Genomic DNA, 18,403 nt, shown 5'->3' on the forward strand with positions numbered 1-18,403 from the left:
AACACAATTGTGTTCAAAGTATGATAGTGTTAATAAGGAGGTTGATAAAATGAGCACAATTACAGTTCGTGTTACAGAAGATGAAAAACAATTCTTGGATGAGATGGCAAAATTTGAAGGGAAAAGTTTATCTGAATTATTAAAAACAACCACTCTTGAGTATTTAGAAGATACTTACGATGCAAATATTGCGGATTACTCCTATCAAGAATACTTAAAAGATAAAAAGACACGTCCTTTAGCAGATTTAATGTCTGAATTGAATATATCATGACATACCAAGTTGAAACGACCATTCATTTTGACAAACAGATTAAAAAAATGGATCGGTTTGTAGCGATAACAATATTAAAGTGGCTAGAGAAAAAAGTAAATAATTCTGAAAATCCAAGAATTTATGGTAAGCAATTGAAAGGCAATTTATCTAACTATTGGAGATATAGAGTGGGGGATTATCGAATTATTTGTGAAATTAATGATGATACCCTGATTGTTTTAGCTATAGAGGCTGGTCACAGGCGAAAAATATCTAATATCTTAAACCAATGTAATTACTAATAAGTAAGTGCATTGGTTTTTATTTATTAAGCACTTTATAGATAAAATCTTGCATATTCTCTATTATGTTTTATAATGGATATAGATAAGTTGATTGCGCTTTCAAAATAGAAAGGTGTTGGTTTTGATGACAAAAATATACAAGAATATACTTTTGCCAGTTGATGGTTCACAACAGTCTATCGATGCATTCAAACGTGGCGTTTTATTAGCAAAACAATGGGATAGTAATGTCTATTTGGTTCGTGTAGTGAAGGATGATGACAATCAAGAAATTACACCAGAACAACGCGAATCACTTTTAAACTCACTAGAAGAATATGCGCGGAATGAAAGAGTGTCTCTAAATAAAGAATTAATATACGGAGATCCACGCACACAAATAGCAGAAGTTTTAGTTAACCGTTGGTCGATTGATTTGATTATTTTAGGAGCTACTGGTAAAGGTCGAGTAGCAAAAATGTTAATTGGATCAATTACAGATTATGTCGTTAGAAATGCTCAATGTGACGTTTTAATAAGCCGTTAAATACAATGTAAAAAGCTACTCTGATAATAAAGGAGTAGCTTTTTACATTGTATCAAACGGAAGTATATTTAATTGAAATATTTTAAAAATATTTCAATTAAATAAATACTATTTCATCGCTAATCTGCTATACTAATTCGACGTAGTAAAGAAAGTAGGAAAATATGAAAAATATAACATTTGAATCAATGGGCATAAGCTCAGAAATAACGACGGCACTTACAAGTCTTCGTTATTATAAACCAACAACGGTTCAGCAAGAAATTATTCCAGTAGTATTAGAAAATCGAGATGTTATCACTGAATCTCAAACAGGTAGTGGTAAAACAGCGGCATATGGAATCCCACTGTGTGAACAAACTATATGGGAAGAGAATAAGCCCCAAGCTTTGATTCTAGTTCCTACGCGTGAGCTAGCAATGCAAATCAAAGATGATATTATGAATATTGGGCGATTAAAACGTATTAAAGTAACATCTGTTTTTGGAAAATCATCATTTAAAACACAGAAGTCAGAATTAAAACAGAAAAGTCATATTGTTGTAGGAACACCGGGACGGATATTAGAGCATCTAATAGAAGGAACTTTGAATGTAGATAAGGTGCGCACTTTAATCCTCGATGAAGCTGACGAGATGCTTAATATGGGCTTTATCGAGCAAGTTGAAGATATTATAAAGTACTTACCTAAAGAGCGTCAAACGATGCTATTTTCTGCTACAATGCCTTCTGAAATTGAGCGTTTAGCTGTTTTCTATATGAAACCAGATCGAGTTTCAGTAAAAATAGAAAAAACTGAAGCAAACACACCTAACATTTCACAATCTTATATTAGAGTGAATGATATGGTAAAAGAAAAATTGCTATTAGATTTATTGACTCTTGAAAATCCAGATACGTGTATTATTTTTTGTAACACTAGGGATGAAGTAGATACTGTTGATACCTTTTTAGCGAAAGCAGGTTTACCTATTGATAAGATACATGGTGGTATGGATCAAGATGATCGTTCGGATGTTATGAATGAATTCCGTTCTGGTAAGCTTCGTTATTTAGTAGCAACCGATGTTGCTTCACGTGGTTTAGATATTGATAATGTTACTCATGTCATCAATTATAATGTGCCATTTGAGAATGAAAGCTTCACACATCGTACGGGACGTACAGGAAGAGCAGGCAAAACTGGTGTGGCATTGACATTGGTTAGCCCTAAAGAAGCAAGTCGTTGGCGTGAAGTCCGTGATTATGCTTTGGAAGAGAATATCGAAGTAACAGAAATTAATGCTCCTAGTGACCGCGTAGTTAATAGCGCAAAGCCAGCATTCGAAATGAAAATTAACTCACGTCCGGTATTGAAAGTTGCTCGTAATAAAGAATTAAATAAAGATATTACTAAAGTATATTTCAATGGTGGGAAAAAGAAAAAGCTTAGAGCTGTCGATTTTGTAGGAACTTTAACGAATATTAAAGGTGTCGAAGCCGAGGACATTGGTATTATTACCATCCAAGAAAATGTCACATACGTTGAAATACTGAATGGTATGGGACCATATGTTATCACTGAGATGCAAAACCGAACTGTAAAAGGGAAAAAATTAAAAGTTCATAAAGCGAGAAAATAATTAACATAACACCCAACCCAATATCCAGAATATTGGCACTGGAAAATTATAATCCAAACAAAAACATAGTGAGTCTCTATTTACAATTAAGAGTACTCACTATGTTTTTTGTTATACTAAATTATACTGCTTGTTAATAGCGTTTTAGCCATGTATTAGGAGAAAATAGAATTAACATTGGGAATATTTCTAAACGTCCCATGATCATGATGAATGATAATATTATTTTGATAAAAGGACTAAAATGTGCAAAGTTTTGAGAGGGTCCGACAATGCCTAAACCAGGTCCAATATTATTAAATGTTGCGGCTACCGCACTAAAAGAGGATAGTAGATTTGGAGTTTCTAAACTAACTACCAGCACTGCCACAATGAAAATCAGAATATAGACCACCAAGTAACTTAGAACAGTATTAGCCAATTTAGAATCTATACGACGACCTTCATATTGGATGGCAACGACTCGATTAGGACGAATCGTTTGTTTAATTTCAGCCCAAGCAATTTTAACTAATAATAAAACGCGTGAAACTTTTAAACCACCCGCGGTCGATCCAGCCATTCCTCCGACAAACATCAATAGAATGAGTATCAATTGCGAGAATAAAGGCCAATGATCAAATAGAGCAGTTGAATAACCCGTTGTTGAAATGATAGAAGCTACTGTAAAGAAACTATCCCGAAATGCATTGACAACACCATAAGAGGTTGAGATCAAATTCATGGCGATTAAAAGCACACCTACGGCGATAATTGCTAGAAACCAACGAAGTTCTTCACTTTTTAGTACTCGCTTCGCTTGATGTATGAAGACTAAATAGAACAAATTGAAATTGATACTGAATACAATCATACCGATACTTAAAATCATCTCAACTGTAAAACTTTCATAAGGTGCGATACTCCCATTCAAAACACCGAAACCACCCGTTCCTGCTGTCCCAAAAGCTAGTAACATCGCTTCGAAGAAGGGCACACCGGCAAGATACAAGCATATTAGGGTAATCATCATAAAAGTGAAATAAATAATATACAAAATTCGAGCGGTTGAAGACAACCTCGAAACAAGTTTACCAAAGGTAGGTCCAGTCATTTCAGCTTTCATGATATGTACTGATGACGACTCAGCTTTAGGTAAAATGGCCAAGGCGAAGACTAAAACTCCCATCCCACCAACAAAGTGGGTGAAACTACGCCAAAACAACATTGAATGTGATAAAGCTTCCACATCAATTAAAATACTTGCACCTGTCGTTGTAAATCCACTCGCCATTTCAAAAAAGGCATCGACGAACGATGGAATCTGTTGGCTTAGAACAAAAGGAATGGCACTAAAAAAAGAAATAGAAATCCAAGATAGTGATACTATCGCAAAACCTTCACTCGCATAGAAAGTACGACGATGCAATTTCGTCCGTGATAGGGCAAAACCAATAACAAAAGTCCCTAGAGAAGTACCAAGAAAACTAGCAATATTTACCCAACTTTCTTGATAGATCACACTGACTATTAAGGGTAATAACATCAGTCCAGCAAGAATCATTAAAATATTTCCGAGGGTATAGCGGATAAATTGTTTATTCATTATGGCCTCCTTACTTCAAGATATCATCAATATCGCTAAATGCCTTATGCTTAGTTACAATAAGCACATGATCATCAGCTAAGATAACATCGTCACCTGTAGGATATATTAATTGCGAGCCTCGTATTATGTAGGCAATTAAGACATTGTCTTTTGTATTTAGATCTTTAAGCTTAATATTCACCACACGACTGTTTTCTTTTACAAGGAATTGTAAAGTCTCAACTTGGTCATCAGCAATTCTAATTAAAGCCTCTACATTTGATGCCGTTGCATTTCTTAAAGAGCGAACGTATCGTAAAATCTTGTTTGTTATTAATCGTTTTGGGGTCACGATGGCTTGCAAGTCCGAGTCACCCAATATTTTTAATAAGCCAGTTCGACTCACTTTTGTCATGACTTTCTTAATACCTAAAGATAGGGCGTACATCGAATTAATAATATTTTCCTCGTCGATACCCGTCAAACTTAAGACCGCATCAAAATTCTCGATACGTTCTTCTAATAACAATTCCTGTTCCATTCCGTCGCCTTTAATCACAACGACTTGTGGGAATCGGTGACTGAGGTCTAAAGCTCTTTCTTCATTTAATTCAATCACTTTTAAATCAATATCCATCTTACTTAGTAGATGAAGAGTGTAATAGGTCAAACGGCCTCCACCAATAATTAAAACCGATTTAATTTTTTCTTCACGATAACCAGCTTTGGAATAAAAGTTTGCTAAATCTTCTCGAGATCCTGTCACATAAACACGATCCCCAACTCTCAAGACAGATTGTCCACTTGGTATAATCGTTTGTTTATCATGGGTTAGGGCGCAAATTAATACTTCACCATATTCATTTCTAAATTGATTTAAAGACTGATCGGCCAACGGGCTGCCAGCTTTAATTTCTAGTTCAACTAGATTCACACGGCCTTTACCGAATTGTTCAATACTGAGTGAATGCGGGAACTCAATACTTTTGGTAATGTAACGAGCAGCAACCATCTCTGGATTGATAACTAAGTCAATACCTAGGCTCTCACGAACAAATTCAATATGATTTGTATATTTAGGATTTCTTACACGAGCAATGGTGTACTTAGCACCTAATTGCTTAGCAATAATTGAACTTATGATATTCGTTTCATCCTCAGGTGTCACAGCAATAAACATATCACACTGTTCAACACCAGCTTCGACTAAATTATCATAATCCGCGCCGTCACCAACTAAACCTGTTATGTCGGTTTTATTTATAATGCGATTCAATCTTTCTGGAATGGTTTCGATGAGAACGATATTATTATTCTCCAATGCTAGTTCTTGGCAAAGAATTTCACCAACTTTTCCTCCACCTATAATGACAATATCCATTTGACGATTCACCTTCGTTTTCATAAAATTTTAATTTAAATAAGTTGAATATTAGCAATTTGACTTGATCCTAAATATACATGCAATGAGAAGCCTGTAATTGCATGGTTTAGACTAAGAAATATAAGAGCTAATAAGACAGTCATTTTAAACTATATAAAGCAATATTACAATAGTTTCATCAAGTAATAAAGAAAATATTGCTGGCAATATCATAAGTGGTTAAACAAGTATAAAGTGATGCTGTTATGCGATTAGGAAAATTGAAAACTTCAAAAAGATAGAAGTTTGAGTCATAGGATAGATCGAGGAACTTAATGAGATGTAAGAGATCAATTTGAATTTTAAAAGAAAATAGAAACATCAAAATTGATTATTATCATATTACTTAAAATAGAATTCAGTCTCTGAGTATCTTTACGCATAAGTCTAAGCATAATAATCTGAATTAACCTCAGAATCGATATTTAAATTTATGCGGAGAAAAAGAAGTAGGGTTGGCGAGATAAAACATGGATATTGTGGAATAATACATTTTCTCATTCGAGTTTACATAATATATATTATCGAACTTTATTATTTGAGAGAGTTTATCATATACTTATAGAACAACTCATTAATATGAAGTAATTATACTGATTGATATACTTCATATAAAAAATCATTACAACAATTACTTGTAATTTCATTGAGAGCTAATTTATTATTTTAGTTATGGTTTTAGCTGAAGATTCAAGCGAAGAATCTTCAGAACACATTGAGTCTTGTAATAATGATAAAGTTGATTCTGTAGATAATGAATCTGAGTTTGAAGTCGATAATCAAAAAACGATTTGCCTATAATCAGTTTAGCTGGATTCACTGAAGCGAATGATGAAGATGAAATTCAGCTTATCTTGCTATAGATAGTATTATCTACAATGTCACAATTTTGATGCATAGACAGATAGAAATCACTAAAATATGATGACCGGTGGTACTGATTAGTTGAATCAGTACCAGCTCACGACACAGATATTTTAGAGTTTTTTTCTATAGCTGGTCGTTTAGAATAATGAATAAAATAAAAACTCCTAACCAAAATTTCGGTTGGAGATTTTTACTTTAAAACTCATTAAATTCTTTATCATCTTGATTGTAGATTGAAATAACACCGTCACCAATGCTATAATGCCAACCATTTAACGTTAATTGACCATTTTCAACACGATTTTTGATGTTATCATACGACATAAGATTACTTAGTTGCTGAATGACATTCAATTTCTCAAGTCGATTTGCTTTGGCAGTCATGCTATCATTTGGCATCTCTTCAGAGATTTGCTTACGCAAAGCATCTAACTGAGATATCCAAATACCTGTATATGGGAGTTTCTCTATATTTTCAGGTGGATTGATACTAGCTGCACAACCACCACAATTAGAGTGTCCACAAACAATAATGTTTTTTACATTCAAAACTTCTACAGCATATTCGATAGCAGATGTCGTAGATGCATATTTAACGCTCTGCCCCGCTGGTGGGACAATATTAGCAATATTTCTAATATGAAATATTTCGCCTGGATAAGCTTGTAATAAACGTTCTGGGCTTACTCGAGAATCAGAACAACCAACAAATAATGTATGGGGCTTCTGTGTGTCACTTAGTGACTCATATAATTCTTGATTTCTTGCATAATCTTGATTTTTAAATTGCTTGAGTGCTTTATATATATTTTTCAAATGCAAAAACTTCCAATCTTATTAGTATAATATTAAGTTTACATATTTTATTGAATTGAAGCAAATTTGAATTATTTATATCAAATTTATTACTCCATCTACAACTTCTTGCGTAGTTAAGTGATCTGTTTCTATAGTATGGGTTGCGCACGATTGATAAAAAGCAAATCGATTCATATATACTGATCTTAATTCTTCAATCGAATTATTTTGAGCAATAGGCCTTAGACTCACTTGATCATCCGTGATTCGTTTTTGCAGTATGTCAAAATCAGCTTTTAGATATATCACATTATTCATTTTTTCTAGAAGTATTCTGTTCTCCACAGTTTCTACACATCCTCCACCAGTGGATATAATACCGGGGAGTTGATAATATTTTGATAGATATTGGTGCTCAAGTTGTCTAAATTGAGATTCTCCGTGTATTTCGAAATACTTAGATAATGGCATGTTAATCTCTTTCATAATTTCTTTGTCTAAATCATAAAATGGTTGATTTAATATTTCACTTAAGTTTCGCCCTATGGTGGTCTTTCCAGCTCCCATAAATCCGATTAAAATCATAAAATACACCTCTATTAATTATTATAATTGCGCTTGGGACATACTACTGATTTCATCAAAAAATGTTGGATAACTAATATTTACACAGTCCGCATCTTCTAACATCATCGTTTCATTGTCGGGTATGAGTAACCCAGCTATTTGTAGCATCATCCCTATGCGATGATCACCAAAACTTTTGACATTCGCCCCATGAAGAGGTGTTGGACCATGAATAATTAATCCATCTTCAGTTTCTTCGATGTTTGCGTTCATTTTATTTAATTCAGATGCAATAGCATTGATTCGATCTGTCTCTTTAACACGAAGCTCTTGAGCGTCTTTGATAATAGTTGTTCCATTCGCTTGTGTAGCAAGTAAAGCTATGATTGGGATTTCATCAATTAAACGTGGGATGATATCACCAGAGATCGTTGTTCCTTTTAGACCACTAGCTTCTATTACTAAGTCTGCACTATAACCATTTGCCCGCATATTTACAGATAAATTACCACCCATTGCTTTAATAACATCTAAGATTCCTGATCTTGAAACATTTACACCCACGTTCCTTAATTCAATTCGACTGTTTGGAAGTAATAAACCAGCACCCATAAAGTATGCTGCTGACGAAATATCACCAGGTACATCAATTTCTTGTCCTATAAGTGTTTGGCCGCCTTGTAGTGAAATTACTTTGTCAGTAACATTAACCTCAACGCCAAATTGCCTTAACATCTCTTCTGTATGATTACGAGAAGTCGTTTTTTCTATGATTTTTGTCGTACCTTCAGCTTGTAGTCCTGCTAAAAGAATTGCTGACTTAACTTGTGCGCTAGCAACTGGCATCTCATACTTAATGGCCCTTAATTGTTCAACAGGCTCAATTGATAATGGGGGTAATTGTGTATTGTCATCCCCTTTAATCTTTGCTCCCATGCTTTGCAATGGGAGCAAAATTCGATTCATAGGTCTTTGGCTCAATGATGCATCTCCAGTAATAACACTTTTAAACGGTTGCCCTGATAACAGTCCGCTTAATAACCTCATAGTCGTACCAGAATTGCCCGCATACAAAGTAGATTCTGACTTTAATAATCCTTTAATTCCTTTGCCGATGATCGTAACTATTTCACCATCATCTTGAATATCTACTCCAAGTTGTTGCATAATTTTAATCGTACTTAAACAATCATCTGCTCTTAGGAATCCAGTTACTTTTGTTACTCCCTCAGCAATTGATCCTAAAATGATAGCACGGTGTGAAATGGATTTATCTCCAGGTACTGTTACTTTATACCGGATGTTTTTAAGTGAGGTAATTAATTCCTTAGACATTTATTTCTTCCTCACTTTCCCACATTTCGGGATTTTTACTGTATTCACGATAAGATTTGACCGCTCTTTGTAGTTCTATGAAACTATCATGTGGGAATTTTTCAAGTATTGCTTGAACTAACTCGGTTGCTATTACTGCTTGGGCAACAACACTTGCTGCTGGAACTGCGGTTGTGTCGCTTCTTTCAATGTTGGCTTCGTAGTTTTCTTTAGTGTAAATGTCGACACTTTGTAAGGGTCTATATAAAGTTGGGATTGGTTTCTTAACCCCACGAATGATTATTGGCATACCATTGGTCATACCACCTTCTAACCCACCAAGGTGATTACTTAACCTGTAGAAGCCCTTTTCAGGGGTATAGGCGATTTCATCCATTACTTCACTACCGTAACGTCGACCTACTTCAAATCCATCTCCAATTTCGACTCCTTTAAAGGCATTAATACTCATAATAGCTTGAGCTAATCGTCCATCCAATTTTTTATCAAACTGTGTGTAACTTCCAAGACCTGCAGGTAAACCTTCAGCTATGACTTCAACGACACCTCCTAAAGTATTTCCATCACGTTTAGTTTGGTCAATCTTCTCAATGACTGCTTGTTCTTGAGTTGAATCGACCATCTTAACAGGAGATTTGTCAGCTAAGTCACGAATGTCACTTAATGATAATTTAGTGGTGTCTGCTTGTCCTTGAATGCCACCTATTTCACATACATAAGCAACAATATCGATATTTAAAGCATTCAATAATTGTTTAGCAACCGCACCTATAGCAACTCGCATAGCAGTTTCTCGCGCAGATGATCGCTCTAAGACATTACGTAAATCTTCATGATGGTACTTAATACCTCCAACTAAATCAGCATGACCGGGGCGTGGGCGATGTACTGCACGTCTTTTACGACTTTTAGGGTCATCATTAGGCTCAATACTCATCACACTTTTCCAATTTTTATTATCGCGATTTGCAACAACCATGGTAATCGGAGAACCTAAAGTTTTTCCGTAACGAACCCCAGAAGTAATTTCTACAGTATCTGTTTCAATTTTCATTCGATTTCCACGGCCGTATCCCTCTTGGCGTTTTGCTAATTCATGGTTGATTCCATCAACATCAATCGGTAGCCCAGCAGGTAAACCTTCAATTATCGTCGTTAATTCTGGTCCATGTGATTCCCCAGCGGTAATAAATCTCATCATATGTTTTCCCAACTTTCTGTGATTTGTGTCATTTTTATAGGTTTTTATTCATAATATTCAATATCTTTTCTGTGTTCATCTTAAGTCCAGTTATCAAAGTGTAGTTCAATGCTGCTTGATGTACTAACATCTCAATTCCACCAATGATTTTACAACCTTTTGCTTCTGCTTGATGCATTAATAACGTTTTTCGTGGGTCATAGACAATATCACAAACAACACAATTTGGATTAAGCCAATCTTCATTTTCTAGTATCGAATTCATAGGGTTTGGTGACATACCAACAGAGGTAGTCTGAACTAATATCTCGGTATTTATCATTATATTTTGTACTTTTTCTGACTCGCCTAAATCAATTAAACTAATTTTAGTGTTTGGATAGTCACTTTTTAATTGTGCAATCACTGTCTTTATCTCCAGAGGCCTTTCAATGTTTCTGGCTATAACATTGACTTCACTGACCCCTTCAAGAACAGCTTGAGTCAGTATAACTCGGGTCGTATTACCTGATCCAAAAATTGTTACTTTTTTACTTTTAATCATTACGTGATGAGCCTTCACTGCATTCCAAAACCCTTCACCATCAGTGTTATATCCAACCCATTCATTGTTTTTTAAAACAATCATGTTCACAGCTTGTACGTATTGTGCTGCTAAGTCTAATCGATCGACACACTTTATGGCTTCAAGTTTACCAGGCATAGTAATATTAATTCCACTGACATTTAAATTTTTTAAAGCTTCAATTCTACTTATAGTTTCCTTTTGTGACGTTTCAAAGGCTAAGTAAACTATGTTTAAATTATCCATTTCAAAGCAACTATTATAAATTAAAGGTGATTTTGAGTGATGGATTGGTGAACCGATAACAGCAGCCATTCTACTCTTTCCATTAATTTCTTTTATGAATTTCATAAGAATCCCACTCCTTTTCAAACCAGTTTTGAAAAGTTTTTATATCGACTACTTTTAATTCACAATGACCAAATTCACTAGGTAGAACAATTGTCATTTGATCGCTACGTCTTTTTTTATCACTTTGCATAACCTTTATTAACTGTTCAGCTGTATAGTGAGGTTTTTCCCCGAGCAGATGATACTCATCTAAAAGCTTCTTAAATATCAGTGGGAAATCTTCAGTTATATAGGTTTGGGATACAGCCATTTTAGTAAATACAAGCATCCCTAAAGCAACACCACGACCGTGACTTATATGATACTTACTACTTTGCTCTAGTGCATGACCTAAAGTATGGCCAAAATTTAGCAATTGTCGTAACCCTTGATCAAATTCATCTTCGATCACAATGTTTTTCTTCATGATGACGCATTCTTTTACTATTTCAACTAAGTCTAATGATTTAGCATTTAACGGTTCTTCCCGATCAACTAAATACTGAAGTAAAGGTTCATTCATTATCATCGCGTATTTTATTAATTCACTACAGCCATCTTCAAAAACAGAAGTGGGTAAAGTTTCAAATGTATTTATATCACATAAGACAGCAACAGGATGATGGAATGCTCCAACTAGATTCTTTCCTTGCGCTATGTCGACTGCTGTTTTTCCACCAACTGAAGAATCAATCGCTGCAAGAAAAGTAGTTGGAATCTGAATATAATCGATACCTCTTAGGTATATACTCGCTGTAAAACCAACTAAATCCCCAATGACTCCCCCACCGAGTGCTATTAATACGTCATCACGAGAAAAATGTAATTCAGCTAAATAACTAATAATACGTTCGACCATTAATATACTTTTCTGTGCTTCACCAGGTGGTAAGCATAAGAATGTAATCTGGTCACTTATCTTGTTGAGATTATCTTTTAAGTTTTTTAAATAACCATGTCCTTCTACATTTTCTTCGGTAACAATTAATACTTTACGGCCTTCGATGAATGGTTTTAATAATACTTCTGAATCATTTATCAATCCTCGTCCTATCATAACTTCATATGGTTGTGTGACTGGGATATCAACTCTTTCCATTAGACTGTCTCCAGGTGATTATTACTCATATCTAAGGTTTTCATGAAGTTATGTAATTTCCACACTTTATCTGTTAACGTTTTGTACTGTTCTGGGTATAAAGATTGAGCACCATCTGATTCAGCATGATCAGGGTCTGGATGAGTTTCAATAATTAGCCCATCTGCTCCAGCAGCAACAGCAGCTAGTGATAATGACTCAATGATGTCACGGCGACCTGCTGCGTGACTGGGATCAATGACGATTGGTAAGTGACTCAATTGTTTAACTATAGCGATGGCTGAAAGATCTTGTGTATTGCGCGTAGTAGTCTCGAATGTACGTATACCACGTTCACACAGAATGACATTATCATTCCCACCTGCCATAATATATTCAGCACTCATTAACCATTCCTGTATGGTCGCGGACAACCCTCGTTTTAATAGAATCGGTTTATTTGTTCTTCCTAAAGCTTTTAATAAGTCAAAATTTTGCATATTTCTCGCACCTACTTGGAACATATCAACATGATCAAATAATTCAATTTGATCAATTGACATCACTTCAGATACGATAGGCATATCCATTCTTTTACCAACCTCACTCATCATATCAAGACCTCTCTTACCTAAGCCTTGGAATGAGTATGGGGAAGTTCTTGGTTTGAAGGCACCTCCTCGAAGCATATTCCCTCCAGCTTCTCTAACGTATTCAGCTGTTTCCTGTAATTGATCCTCATTCTCAATTGAACATGGTCCTCCAATCATTGCAAAATGTCCCCCACCTATTTTCATATTACCAACTGTAATGATACTTGCATCTGGATGTAACTGCTTGCTCGCTTTTTTGTAAGGTGATTGAATTTTTTCTGTCGTAACAACTCTTGGTAACTTTGTTATTAATTCCAATTTGTCATCAGTAACAATCCCATGTAATTCTAAGGTGATACCCTTTGTATGGGGAAGCAAAGTGACATCTAATTCTAATTGTTTTAGTTCTAAAGTTAACTTTTCTAACTCATCTTTACGTGTGTGGGGGTTTAATTTTACAATCATTTTAATATCCTCCTAGGATGGTGTTTTGTATTTTTTGTTGTTTTGCTATAACATTTTGACGCGTCTCCTTCAAAATAAAACTGCTTAGACTAAAAAAATTATATAAAAAGACCTAGCAACAATAATCACTGTTAGTCAGTGATTATTGTTGCTAGGTCTCTGGATATACTTATCTAAACTTATAATAAACTAGTTAGATAGATGTATCTCAAGTTGTCCTATTTGAGTGCAACATAAATCACTTCTACTTGAATAAAAGTAAAAGTAAAAATAGTTATAGAAGCTAAAAAATGTTGCACTCATTAAAGATTTCAAGATACTTCCTCCTAACATTTATTATTTGATTAGAATCATACACCTTTATTATAATTGTGTCAATAGATTCTAATCGATTTATAATAAAAACCAGAATTAATTTATTTTTGCATTAAAAAATGACATGTAAAGTTAATATTACGATAAAAAATAAACAACCTGTGCCAAATAGTAAGTAGAACACCCATTTCAGATTAGCATAACACAGGTAGTATAAGTAATCTCTGATTCTTTACGACGTATACTTTGTTTATTCACTACTAGGTACAGCTTATATTCTGGACCAACTACTCTAAAGCTTTTATTTGACACATGATACCTTAAACAAGATCGTCATTCATGCAATTCGACACACACATGTTATACTTAAAATAACATATCTTAGAAAGGATGTAATTATGGGTTTACTAGTAGACGGAAAATGGCACGATCAATGGTATGACACTAAAAGTACCGGAGGTCGTTTTGTTCGTAAAGATTCTCAATTCCGTAATTGGATAACTGCTGACGGAAGTGCTGGACCAAAAGGAGATGCTGGATTTAAAGCCGAAAAAGGACGCTATCATTTATATGTATCCTTAGCTTGTCCTTGGGCTCACCGTACACTAATTATGCGTAGTTTAAAAGGCCTGGAAGATTATATTACAGTATCGGTTGTGCACCCAGAAATGTTAGAAAATGGTTGGACGTTTGAAGATGGACCTGGTGTTATACAAGACTCAATTAATAATGCTGAATATTTACATCAAGTATATACCGCAGCTGAACCAGATTATAGTGGGCGAGTAACTGTTCCAGTACTTTGGGACAAGCAAACAAATAAGATTGTTAATAACGAATCATCAGAGATCTTACGTATGCTTAATTCTGCATTTGACAAAATTGGAGCCAAATCTGGTGACTACTCACCAAATGAACTAATGGCTGAGATCGATAGAATGAATGAAAAAGTATATGATAATGTGAATAACGGTGTCTATAAATCAGGATTTTCTACTAAACAAGAAGTTTATGAAGAAGAAGTAACAAAATTGTTTAACGTATTAGATGAGTTGGAAGACCACTTAGACAACCATCAGTATTTAGTAGGCGATCAATTAACTGAAGCGGATATCCGTTTATTTACTACATTGGTACGATTTGATGCAGTCTATTATAGTCATTTCAAATGTAACTTTAAACGTATTATAGACTACCCTAATCTTTGGCGATTAACACGCGAGATTTACAATCTTGAAGGAGTTGCGGAAACTGTAAATATGCAACATATTAAAGATCATTACTACATGAGTCATAAAACAATTAATCCTACAGGAATTGTTCCTAAAGGACCGAAACTAGATTTTAGCTTATAGAAATTCGAAAACCAGCCTTGAATTAGGGCTGGCTTTTTATTTCTTATAATTTTAAATTAAATAAAGTCAAAAACAGTTCCAACATCATTCTGTTCTGCACGGCGACGCACTACTTCTGCTACAGCTACATCTAATGCACCAGTACCGATAGGGATACAAATAATTATCTCTTTACTGTAATCAGTTAACGTTACTTTATCGGCTGCTAATTGCCCCAATGTACAATAGATATCATCTTCAGAGATTTTCCCCGCATTAGTAAGTGGTTTCAATACTCCACGATGTAATGCCTGATCTATATGGTCTACGATTATTTTATCTGCAGATAGTATGAGATCTTCGCTCACTTCTTCAAAAGAACCCATAGGGAAAACAATCGTACCTGGTTTTACCATTTCTTTTGTAATAAATGGCTTCTGAGCTGGTGTAAAAGTAAATAAAGCTTCATTATCAGTCGCTTGCTCTGGATGGTCTGGATCAGCTATAATTATTTCACCAGTTACATATTTTTCCATATCAGCTTTAAATTGTTCTGCAGTAGATCGACGATGATTCCATACTACTAAACGATCGATATCATATAAATCAGCAATACACATAGTAGCAGTTCGCGCTTGAAGACCTGCACCAAACATCCCCACCGTTATCGTATCTTTTTTGCCTAAATATTTCAATGCTACTGCTGCCTGTGATCCAGTACGCATATTTGAAATATAAGAACCCTCCATAACAGAAGTGAATGTACCTAATTCAGGGTCAATCAATGTGATGAGTGCTGTAATATAAGGTAAACCTATTTTTTTACGTTCCCCAGCAAAACCACCTACCCATTTTTGTCCACCTACTTTTAACCAATCAACATAGGCTGGCATCGCATTCATAAAACCTTCGTTTTGTGGCCAATTACCAGTCTCACCTAAATCCAATGTAACTTTTGTTGGATTTACGATTTCTCCCAATCCAAACCCTTCAAATGTCTTATCAACAACTTCATTAATCTCTGAAACTGAAATTAAACTTTTAACTTGTTCTTCATTTAATAATCTTGTCATATTCTCCTCCTAAACCTGTTAATTAATTTAAGCAAATTGAGTGATCGAATAGATATTCAAACACACCCTGCTTCTATTTTACACCAAATATAATTACTTCGCTGAAAAAATACAAATAATATCTATTTATGGACACGCAACTAAAATTGCAAGCAATAGTATCAACGATTAAAATTAATATTAAAATATAAAGCAAATCGTAATATGTTATAAAACCAGTGTTTTCTATTTATTCATCTGATGATAATCAGAGCACATAAAATTATTTTATTATGAAAATAACTCAATGAAAACGGCATCACTGTTGATTTGTTAGTGTTGGTTACGTTTTTAAACAAAAAAAATACTTGTAATTAGATATAGATTAGTTGTATAATCAAATCAAATAAAAGCGCATTCATCACACAACTTAAAGTAATGGTCTTTATTCATGAAAATTAATTCGAATGTCGGAAGGCGGGATAAAAGGGAAAATATCGTCGTGAAGTTGGCTTTCTTTAAAAAGATATACACATAACAAGGAGGATTTAAAAATGTCACAACAACAACAACAAGTAGAGGTAGCAGAAAAATACCATACGGCAAAACAATGGGAGATTGCCCTTTTCTCTTTAAACAACTCGGCAACAAATCTCTATTTATTCGCTTTTGGTTTCTTAACGTATTATGCAACAGGGGTTGCAGGACTTGCTACTTTAACAGTAAGTAACTTACTTGGTTTTGCTCGATTATTCGATGGGCTTATTGATCCAACGATTGGAATTGTAATGGATCATGTTAATTCAAAATGGGGACGTTTCCGTCCGATTATGCTAATTAGTAATATTGCATTAATTTTATCATTCCTTTTCTTATTTAGTTTACATCGTTTTGATGGCGCTATGTTAATGGTTTTATATGTTATTGCTTTAATTTTCCACAAAATCGCATATTCATTCCAACAAACAGTAACAAAAGCTGCTCAACCGGCATTAACTAATGATCCAAAGCAACGCCCAATGTTCTCAGTTTATGATACAATTTTTAGTTCAATCGGAGTTTTTGCAATAGGACAAGTTATTGTTTCTAACTTCTTATCGCCACGTCATGGTGGGGAATTTAACTTAGCATTCTACGGAGAGTTTATTACAGGTATCGTAATTATTTCTGCTGTTTTAACTGTATTGGCAATGATTGGTATTGCACGTAAAGATAAAGAGGAGTATTTCGGTCTAGGTGATGATACAGTAGAAACAAAATCACTAAAAGACTATTGGTCTGTTATTAAAGGTAACACACCACTACAAACACTTGCTCTTGCAGGTGGAGCAATGAAATTATTGGCTCAACTTTATAGTGATCAAGCAGTTGTAGTAATTGTTTTTGGTATCATTTTAGGTAACTACGGTCTTTCTGGACAGTTATCTCTATATCAAATTATTCCAAACTTAGTAATAATCGCTGCTTTAACAGCGCTTGCCACTCGCAAAGGATTAAAGACTTCATATACAACATCACTAATTTTTTTACTAGGTTCATTATCATTAGTAGCAACAGTGTTATTTACATCAAATGATACGACTCAAATTTTCACTACGGGTGGAATTCCAATGTTATTATTCATTGCTGGTTATATCGGTATGCGTGTTTTTAGTTCTTACCCTACTTCAATTGTATTAACAATGGCTGCAGATATTACTGATTATGAGACTGCTCGTTCAGGTCGATTCGTATCTGGTTTAATTGGAACAATCTTTTCATTAACAGATTCAATTGCATCATCATTAGCTCCAATTCTGATTGGTTTCGTTGTAGCAGCTATCGGATTTACTGAAGCTTATCCAGAGGCGGCTGAACCATTAACGGATGCATTATTCACAGGTGGTATCACATTGCTGGTTGTTATCCCTGCTGTAATTGCATTAATCGCATTATTCCTAATTATTAAGTATCCACTTAATAAACAAGCGATGGAAGATGTTCAAGCAACGATTGCAGCTAAGAAGTTAGATAAAGTTGCAGCTGGTGCAGCTCCAAGTATTCTAACAGAAACGCCAGAATCAACTCAACCAATTGCTCGCTTTGAAGATGAAGAAGAAAAATAATATAAATTAAACTGCATGAAAAAAATGATCGGATAAGTTTTCCTTAACTTATCCGATCATTTTTTATATAGTGATGTTCCCGAAAGCACTTATTTAAGC

General features: G+C 34.6%; 16 protein-coding genes. 6 read left to right on the plus strand and 10 right to left on the minus strand.

Translation table 11 applies throughout. The features are described from left to right. The first annotated feature begins 49 nt into the window (after positions 1-49). The 4 genes from HYQ40_01260 to HYQ40_01275 all read left to right on the plus strand — a co-directional run bounded on the left by HYQ40_01260 (position 50) and on the right by HYQ40_01275 (position 2,709). Complete coding sequence (locus tag HYQ40_01260) at positions 50-274, plus strand: toxin-antitoxin system, antitoxin component (GenBank protein MBZ6526386.1); 225 nt, start codon at positions 50-52, stop codon at positions 272-274. Beyond that, positions 271-558, plus strand: a complete 288-nt coding sequence (locus tag HYQ40_01265) for a type II toxin-antitoxin system RelE/ParE family toxin (protein ID MBZ6526387.1) — start codon at positions 271-273, stop codon at positions 556-558. The genes HYQ40_01260 and HYQ40_01265 overlap by 4 nt, the downstream gene beginning before the upstream one ends. A 127-nt stretch (positions 559-685) precedes the next feature. Beyond that, complete coding sequence (locus HYQ40_01270; protein ID MBZ6526388.1) at positions 686-1,087, plus strand: universal stress protein; 402 nt, start codon at positions 686-688, stop codon at positions 1,085-1,087. A gap of 164 nt (positions 1,088-1,251) precedes the next feature. Then, positions 1,252-2,709 carry a DEAD/DEAH box helicase gene (locus tag HYQ40_01275; protein MBZ6526389.1) on the plus strand — a complete coding sequence of 486 codons (1,458 nt, stop codon included), beginning with the start codon at positions 1,252-1,254 and terminating at the stop codon, positions 2,707-2,709. A 133-nt stretch (positions 2,710-2,842) separates the two neighbouring features. Here the strand turns inward: HYQ40_01275 and HYQ40_01280 are convergent, their stop codons facing one another. The 9 genes from HYQ40_01280 to aroF all read right to left on the minus strand — a co-directional run bounded on the left by HYQ40_01280 (position 2,843) and on the right by aroF (position 13,498). Further along, positions 2,843-4,294, minus strand: a complete 1,452-nt coding sequence (locus HYQ40_01280; protein ID MBZ6526390.1) for a TrkH family potassium uptake protein — start codon at positions 4,292-4,294, stop codon at positions 2,843-2,845. 10 nt (positions 4,295-4,304) lie between these two features. Beyond that, complete coding sequence (trkA, locus tag HYQ40_01285) at positions 4,305-5,657, minus strand: Trk system potassium transporter TrkA (GenBank protein ID MBZ6526391.1); 1,353 nt, start codon at positions 5,655-5,657, stop codon at positions 4,305-4,307. A gap of 1,104 nt (positions 5,658-6,761) precedes the next feature. Beyond that, positions 6,762-7,382, minus strand: a complete 621-nt coding sequence (locus HYQ40_01290; protein ID MBZ6526392.1) for a carbonic anhydrase — start codon at positions 7,380-7,382, stop codon at positions 6,762-6,764. A gap of 75 nt (positions 7,383-7,457) precedes the next feature. Next, positions 7,458-7,949 (minus strand): shikimate kinase, encoded by a 492-nt coding sequence (locus HYQ40_01295; protein MBZ6526393.1) that lies wholly within the window; start codon positions 7,947-7,949, stop codon positions 7,458-7,460. A gap of 21 nt (positions 7,950-7,970) precedes the next feature. Next, positions 7,971-9,266 (minus strand): 3-phosphoshikimate 1-carboxyvinyltransferase, encoded by a 1,296-nt coding sequence (gene aroA, locus HYQ40_01300; GenBank protein MBZ6526394.1) that lies wholly within the window; start codon positions 9,264-9,266, stop codon positions 7,971-7,973. Then, positions 9,259-10,464, minus strand: coding sequence for a chorismate synthase (gene aroC / locus HYQ40_01305; protein MBZ6526395.1), 1,206 nt, complete (start codon positions 10,462-10,464; stop codon positions 9,259-9,261). The genes aroA and aroC overlap by 8 nt, the downstream gene beginning before the upstream one ends. A gap of 37 nt (positions 10,465-10,501) precedes the next feature. After that, on the minus strand, positions 10,502-11,383 hold the full coding sequence (locus HYQ40_01310; protein MBZ6526396.1) for a shikimate dehydrogenase: 882 nt from the start codon (positions 11,381-11,383) through the stop codon (positions 10,502-10,504). Next, positions 11,361-12,461 carry a 3-dehydroquinate synthase gene (aroB, locus tag HYQ40_01315; protein MBZ6526397.1) on the minus strand — a complete coding sequence of 367 codons (1,101 nt, stop codon included), beginning with the start codon at positions 12,459-12,461 and terminating at the stop codon, positions 11,361-11,363. The genes HYQ40_01310 and aroB overlap by 23 nt, the downstream gene beginning before the upstream one ends. Next, on the minus strand, positions 12,461-13,498 hold the full coding sequence (gene aroF / locus HYQ40_01320; GenBank protein ID MBZ6526398.1) for a 3-deoxy-7-phosphoheptulonate synthase: 1,038 nt from the start codon (positions 13,496-13,498) through the stop codon (positions 12,461-12,463). Before aroF ends, aroB begins: the two co-directional genes overlap by 1 nt. A gap of 713 nt (positions 13,499-14,211) precedes the next feature. Between aroF and HYQ40_01325 the strand changes: the two genes are divergently transcribed. Then, positions 14,212-15,168: a glutathione S-transferase family protein gene (locus HYQ40_01325; protein ID MBZ6526399.1), complete on the plus strand. Its 957-nt coding sequence runs from the start codon at positions 14,212-14,214 to the stop codon at positions 15,166-15,168. Positions 15,169-15,224: 56 nt separating this feature from the next. Here HYQ40_01325 and HYQ40_01330 read toward each other — a convergent pair whose 3' ends face one another. After that, on the minus strand, positions 15,225-16,220 hold the full coding sequence (locus HYQ40_01330; GenBank protein ID MBZ6526400.1) for an ornithine cyclodeaminase family protein: 996 nt from the start codon (positions 16,218-16,220) through the stop codon (positions 15,225-15,227). A gap of 533 nt (positions 16,221-16,753) precedes the next feature. Between HYQ40_01330 and HYQ40_01335 the strand changes: the two genes are divergently transcribed. Then, a complete protein-coding gene (locus tag HYQ40_01335) occupies positions 16,754-18,304 on the plus strand; it encodes an MFS transporter (protein MBZ6526401.1) in 1,551 nt (516 codons plus the stop codon). Positions 18,305-18,403: the final 99 nt, after the last annotated feature.

The organism is Aerococcaceae bacterium DSM 111021, assembly GCA_020112395.1.
Classification (GTDB): Bacteria; Bacillota; Bacilli; order Lactobacillales; family Aerococcaceae; genus Ruoffia.